This is a genomic window from Flavobacterium sp. (assembly GCF_043756175.1).
Classification (GTDB): domain Bacteria; phylum Bacteroidota; class Bacteroidia; order Flavobacteriales; family Flavobacteriaceae; genus Flavobacterium.
The window spans coordinates 1-6,425 of record NZ_JAYURN010000014.1; the positions used below are offsets into that span (position 1 = coordinate 1).

The 6,425-nt window shown below is 32.0% G+C and carries 7 protein-coding genes, 1 tRNA gene and 1 pseudogene; 5 read left to right on the forward strand and 4 right to left on the reverse strand.

The window, feature by feature from the left end; translation table 11 throughout:
• The first annotated feature begins 13 nt into the window (after positions 1 to 13).
• Complete coding sequence (locus ACH2BP_RS00875) at positions 14 to 133, forward strand: universal stress protein (RefSeq protein ID WP_395056100.1); 120 nt, start codon at positions 14 to 16, stop codon at positions 131 to 133.
• A gap of 45 nt (positions 134 to 178) precedes the next feature.
• Here the strand turns inward: ACH2BP_RS00875 and ACH2BP_RS00880 are convergent, their stop codons facing one another.
• Complete coding sequence (locus ACH2BP_RS00880; RefSeq protein ID WP_395056090.1) at positions 179 to 553, reverse strand: YchJ family protein; 375 nt, start codon at positions 551 to 553, stop codon at positions 179 to 181.
• A gap of 131 nt (positions 554 to 684) precedes the next feature.
• Here ACH2BP_RS00880 and ACH2BP_RS00885 point away from each other — a divergent pair, with 131 nt between their 5' ends.
• From ACH2BP_RS00885 to ACH2BP_RS00895, 3 genes are all read left to right on the forward strand, one after another.
• Positions 685 to 1,401, forward strand: a complete 717-nt coding sequence (locus ACH2BP_RS00885; protein WP_395056092.1) for a DUF4369 domain-containing protein — start codon at positions 685 to 687, stop codon at positions 1,399 to 1,401.
• A 17-nt stretch (positions 1,402 to 1,418) separates the two neighbouring features.
• Complete coding sequence (locus ACH2BP_RS00890) at positions 1,419 to 1,826, forward strand: peroxiredoxin family protein (RefSeq protein ID WP_395056102.1); 408 nt, start codon at positions 1,419 to 1,421, stop codon at positions 1,824 to 1,826.
• 151 nt (positions 1,827 to 1,977) lie between these two features.
• Positions 1,978 to 2,059: transfer RNA gene (locus ACH2BP_RS00895), tRNA-Tyr, on the forward strand.
• Positions 2,060 to 2,168: 109 nt separating this feature from the next.
• Here the strand turns inward: ACH2BP_RS00895 and ACH2BP_RS00900 are convergent.
• The 3 genes from ACH2BP_RS00900 to ACH2BP_RS00910 all read right to left on the reverse strand — a co-directional run bounded on the left by ACH2BP_RS00900 (position 2,169) and on the right by ACH2BP_RS00910 (position 6,036).
• Positions 2,169 to 2,591 carry a DoxX family protein gene (locus ACH2BP_RS00900; protein ID WP_395056094.1) on the reverse strand — a complete coding sequence of 141 codons (423 nt, stop codon included), beginning with the start codon at positions 2,589 to 2,591 and terminating at the stop codon, positions 2,169 to 2,171.
• A gap of 89 nt (positions 2,592 to 2,680) precedes the next feature.
• Complete coding sequence (locus tag ACH2BP_RS00905) at positions 2,681 to 4,321, reverse strand: M1 family metallopeptidase (RefSeq protein ID WP_395056096.1); 1,641 nt, start codon at positions 4,319 to 4,321, stop codon at positions 2,681 to 2,683.
• Between the two features lie 86 nt (positions 4,322 to 4,407).
• Positions 4,408 to 6,036 (reverse strand): acyl-CoA carboxylase subunit beta, encoded by a 1,629-nt coding sequence (locus ACH2BP_RS00910; RefSeq protein WP_395056098.1) that lies wholly within the window; start codon positions 6,034 to 6,036, stop codon positions 4,408 to 4,410.
• A 171-nt stretch (positions 6,037 to 6,207) separates the two neighbouring features.
• Here ACH2BP_RS00910 and ACH2BP_RS00915 point away from each other — a divergent pair.
• Positions 6,208 to 6,425, forward strand: a pseudogene (locus tag ACH2BP_RS00915) (DUF47 domain-containing protein); the annotation flags it as partial.

The following is a 6,425-nucleotide window of genomic DNA, read 5'->3' on the forward strand; positions in this document are numbered from 1 at the left end:
AGCAGATATTATCATAATAGGAAGTCACAGCAAAAAATGGCTCGAAAAAGTATTAGTTGGTAGTACCACCGAAAAAATATTGCATGATACAAACATTCCTATTCTAATAGTACCAACTAAGAAAGATAAATAGCTTTGTATATAAAAATCAGTTACAAAAATTATTCTGGACGAATTTTTAAAACCATTCTCCATCTACATAAAACCAGCTTTCCTCTTCTTTTTTGAAAGTAGATTTCTCATGATGCATTTGAGATTTTAGATTATTATCGATATATAAAGCTTTAAACTCTATTGTTGTTTCCGAAGCATTAATAATTTCGAGTTTTATCCATGTGTTTTGTGAAGCAAAAGCGAGTATTTCTTTTTTGTTATGAAATTTTCTGGTCGAAGGATGTGTCGTTGCTAAAATATAATCGACATTCTGAACACAATATGCGGAATATCTTGAACGCATTAAACTTTCGGCAGTTGGCGCTTTTTGAGTAAGCAAAATGTAAGGTTCGCAACATTCTGAAAATATTTTATTTGAGTTACAGTAACAGTTTTTCATTAATATATGAAATGATTACAGAATTATGATTATCCATCATTCATCCTGTAAATAATTAACAACAAAATAACAAAAATTGCTTTTAATAAAAATAAAAAACTTTATTTTTGCACTCAAAATAATTTAAAAAGATGAAAAAAATAATTGTAATTGCTCTTTCTGCCTTCGTAATGTCGTGTACAGGAATTATTGGAAATGGGTTTAAAATTTCGGGAGAAATAAAAGGACTTCCTGACGGAACAAATGTTTTCTTAGAAAAACAAGATCCAAAAACGGGTGTCGTAGCTGTAGATACCGTAAAAGTTGAAAAAGGTAAATTTACTTTTGAAGGTAAAGCTGAAGAGCCAGAAATTCACAGTATCCGTTTCGACAAAACTCAAGGAGGTTTTATAGTTGTAGTTGAAAAAGGTAATATTAATGCTGTTATAAACAAAGATAGCATTCAACTAGCCAAAGTTTCTGGAACATTCAACAATGAGGAGTTATCAAAATATAACGCTGAAATGATGAAAATTCAAAAAAGAATGATGGCATTTCAAACTAAAAATATGCCTGCAATGCAAGCTGCATCAGAAAAAAAGGATACAGTAGTAATAAACAAACTTAGAAAAGAATATTCTGCGTTTCAAGAAGAATTTACAACTTCAAATTACAAATACATAGAAAACAATCCTAAATCATTCCTTTCGGTTCTACTTGTTGAAGGTATGTTTAATGATCCACAAGCTAAAGTTGAGAAAATCAAAAAGTTTTACGAAGGTTTAGATTCTGATGTAAAGGCTACAAAACCTGGAAAAAGCATCCAAACAAAAATTGACGGCGAAAAAAAAAGCAATCTAAAGAAATAGATTTATCAATTGGTCAAATCGCTCCTAATTTTACAGCAAAAAATGTTGGCGGAAAATTAGTATCGCTTAAAGAATCTCTTGGAAAAGTAACTATTATCGATTTTTGGGCGTCTTGGTGCGCACCTTGTCGAAAAGAAAACCCTAACATGGTTTCTTTATATAAAGAGTTTCATGATAAAGGTTTAAATATTATTGGGGTTTCTTTGGATAAAGATGCAACTGCTTGGAAAGAAGCAATTGCAAAAGACAATTTAACATGGATCGAAATTTCTAATTTAAAGGAATGGGAAGATCCTATTGCAGCAACATATAATATAGAAGGTATTCCTGCTACATTCTTGTTAGATGCAAACGGAAAAATTGTTGCAAAGAACCTTCTAGGTAATGAACTGAAAGCTAAAGTTGCTGATTTATTATCTAAATAAGCTACAAAATCGTACAATTCTAAAAATCTCCTATTACTAGGAGATTTTTTATTTTGTTTACTTCCAAATAGTTAGAAAAAATTACAAATATTATTTATTTTTTTGTTTGCAAACCAGAAAAACAATTTTATATTTGCACTCGGCTATTAAGGGGGAGATACTCAAGCGGCCAACGAGGGCAGACTGTAAATCTGCTGACTACGTCTTCGTAGGTTCGAATCCTACTCTCCCCACAAAACAAAAAACACATTTATAAGAAGCTAGCTTCATTAAAATGTGTTTTTTGTTTTGTTAAAGTGATATCCTAACTTTTACTTTAATACTAAAAAATTAGAATTATATTTATTGTTGCATCTTAAAGTAATAATCGGCAGAATGTTTTCCGCTTCCATAAAAAAGAAAGAAAGCACAAATAAGGAAAATAGAGAGAGATAATACTAAATTTGCAACATGCATTTCTCCTATAAAATTAATTAAAAAAGCGGCTAATAAAATTGGAAATTGAGATATAATTGCCCATCGTGTTAGCAATCCGAATACTATCATTATACCTCCAACCAAATGTGCAGCGACAATATAATGTACAAATAGCATTCCCCCTCCTAAATTTCTAATTGGCTCAATTAAATGGATATAATATTGGGTATTTGTTAAAAATGAAATCCCTTTTGTAAATAAAAACACACCTAAAACAATTCTCAATATATCAAGCCATTGATAAGTATGGGTATTTGCCCATTTGTTTAATTTTTTTACCGTATCCATAAAACATATAATTTAAATTATATATCTAAATTATAAATTTTTAACAATATAAAAAAATAATATTTACTTTTTTTGTTAATTATCAAACACTAAAGACCCATTTTTATGTAAAATTTATTTTGCGACACTTCAATTTGTGAAACATTTTTGATTTTAAACGGTAATTTTTGCCATTTGTTAGTACCCATAAGCCTAAATTTTTTGTTTTTAAAAATAATATCTATTGGCATTTCAAAATTGGGCTCGTCAGTTTTCCAAGCGAATTCGAACTGATCTTTAGTACCGCTACTTCTAAAATCTAATCTAGGAATTGTAGTGTATCTCAGATATTGATTAAAAACTGGTGTCAAATTCATTCCCGATTCTGTATTAAAGAAATCTATTACTGTTTTGGTATCTATAATTTGATGGCGGTATGTTTCGGAATATTTTAAGAGTATTTTCCACCATTTTTCATCATCATTTACAATGTGACGAACCGTGTTTAGAAGCAATGCTCCTTTTGGATACATATCACCACTACCTTCTTTGTTTACTCCGTAATGTCCAATAATTGGTTGGTCATTATTTACATTATCACGCAATCCATAAGCATATTCCATCGCTTTGTCATAACCAAACTGACATTCAATATAAACGATTTCGGTATATTGTGTAAATCCTTCGTGAATCCACATATCGGCAATATCTTTACTCGTAATACTGTTACCAAACCACTCATGACCACTTTCATGAATAATAATAAAATCGAACAACATACCTACTCCTGTTCCAGATAAATCACTTCCTAAGTATCCTTTTTTATACTGATTTCCATAAGCAACAGCACTTTGGTGTTCCATACCTAAATATGGAGTCTCTACTAATTTGTAACCATCCTCAGTAAATGGATATTTTCCAAATTTAGACTGAAAACAATCCATCATGGGTTTTACTTCTTCAAAATGATTGCGGGCTTTTTCTTCGTTTTCACGAAGTACATAATAATCTAAATCAAGTCCTTTGTGATTGTCATGTATGTGTGCATAATCGGCAATATTGATTGTAATATCATAAGTGTTTATAGGATTTTTCACTTCCCAATCCCAACGTGTATAACCATTTTTTAGGTCTACTGAACCTAATAATCTTCCGTTAGAAACATTCATCAATCCGTTAGGAACGGCTACTTTTATCGTTGCTCCTAAATCTGGTTCATCGCTTTGAGAATCTTTTACTGGATACCACAAACTGGCGCCAGTTCCTTGCACAGCAACACCAACCCATGGTTTTCCGTTAGAATCCTGATTAAAAACAAAACCACCGTCCCAAGGCGCTCTTTTAGCAATTATCGGGTTTCCTGAATAATAGAATCTAATTTTTTCTTGATTTCCAATTTTTAAACTTTCGTTGAAAGCGATAAAAACGGCTAGATTATCTCGTTTATAGTTCAGTTTTTTAGCATTAAAAACAATACTATCTACTTGCATGTTTTCGAACAAATCGATTTGTATTTTATTTGTATTCTCAACAACTTTGAAAGTAATATCGTTGTAACCCATTATAGATTTTTCTTCAATATTAACTTTGATATTCAAATCATAACGTTGCACGTCGAAACAAGTTCTTTCTGCTCGCAAACTTCCATGAAGCGAGTCACGGTGCGTAAAATTCTCTTTAGGAACGGTTAGTTGTGCCGAAACACTTTGCAACCCGAACAATACAATAAAAGCCAGGGAAATTTTTTTCATAAGAATAGTTTAAATAAGAAAATCTACTACGTAAAGTTAGTAGTAGATTTTATTTAGTTGTTTTATTTAAGTTTTATTTAACGGAATTAAACCTGAATTACTCCTAAATTAAATTGCTTTTCAATCGGTGCATGATTTGCAGCTTCGATTCCCATCGAAATCCAAGTTCTGGTTTCTAAAGGATCAATAATGGCATCAGTCCACAAACGAGACGCTGCATAATAAGGTGAAACTTGCTCGTCGTAACGTGCTTTTATTTTATCAAACAATTCTTTTTCTTTGGCTTCATCAATGACTTCTCCTTTAGCTTTTAGCGAAGAAGCTTCAATTTGTGCTAATACTTTTGCGGCTTGTGTTCCTCCCATGACAGCAAGTTCGGCACTTGGCCAAGCAAATATTAATCTTGGATCATACGCTTTTCCGCACATCGCATAATTTCCTGCTCCATAAGAATTTCCTACGATTACAGTAAACTTTGGTACTACCGAATTAGAAACGGCATTAACCATTTTGGCACCATCTTTTATGATTCCGCCATGTTCTGATTTACTTCCAACCATAAATCCTGTAACGTCTTGTACAAAAACTAATGGGATTTTCTTCTGATTACAATTGGCAATAAAACGGGTGGCTTTATAGGCAGAATCTGAATAAATTGCACCACCAAATTGCATTTCACCTTTGGCATTTTTTACTACTTTACGCTGATTTGCCACTATTCCTACAGCCCAACCATCTATACGAGCATAAGCAGTGATTAGTGTTTTTCCGTAATCACCTTTGTATTCATCAAATTCAGAATTATCGACCATACGTTTTATAATTTCGTACATATCATATTGATCGGCACGTGATTTTGGAATAATTCCAAATATATCTTTTTCATCAAGAGCTGGTTTTTTAGCTTTAACTCGATTATAACCTGCTTTGTCAAAATCACCAATTTTCCCAACGATACTTTTTATTCTGTCTAAAGCATCTTTATCGTCTTTAGCTTTATAATCCGTTACGCCCGAAATTTCGCAATGCGTGGTTGCTCCGCCTAAAGTTTCATTATCTATAGTTTCGCCGATAGCAGCTTTTACCAAATAGCTTCCAGCGAGGAAAATACTTCCTGTTTTATCTACAATCATGGCTTCGTCGCTCATAATTGGAAGATAAGCACCTCCTGCGACGCAACTTCCCATAACGGCAGCAATTTGGGTAATTCCCATACTACTCATTATGGCATTATTTCTAAAAATACGCCCGAAATGTTCTTTATCTGGAAAAATTTCGTCTTGTAACGGTAAATAAACCCCCGCCGAATCGACTAAATATATAATAGGCAAACGGTTTTCCATCGCAATTTCTTGCGCACGAAGGTTCTTTTTTGCTGTTATTGGAAACCAAGCGCCAGCTTTTACAGTGGCATCATTAGCTACAACAATACATTGTTTTCCGGAAATATATCCCATTTTTACTACTACCCCACCAGAAGGACAACCACCGTGTTCGACATACATTCCTTCTCCAACAAAAGCACCAATTTCGATGTTGTTTTCGTTATTATCAAGCAGATAATCAATACGTTCTCTGGCAGTCATTTTACCTTCAGAATGTAATTTTTGGATTCGTTTTTCGCCTCCACCTAATTTTACTTTGGCAAAACGTTGTCTTAAATCAGATAATAAAAGCTTGTTGTGGTCTTCGTTTTTGTTGAAGTTAATGTCCATTTTTATTGAGTATAATTTGAAAAAGAAATAATAATTTTATGTGGCTAAAATACAAAATCAATTGTGATTTTAATCACTGATTTTCTGTTCAAATTAAAGATTTATTTTAAATATTTAATGTTAACTTAACATTACATTACTACATTTGCATTCAAATTAAAAAATAGCAAAATGGCTTTAAAAGATTTATTCCAATTTTTTGTACCAAAAGACAAAACTTTTTTTCCTTTATTTATAAAAGCTTCTAATGAATTATTTGCTTTATCAGAAAACCTACATGAAGCTGTAAACATTAGTAAAGACGAAAAAAAGGACCGTATTGATTATTACAAACAAGTTGAAGTCCTTGTTATTAGTATCGAAGATACTACCCATAAAATGAATTTAGA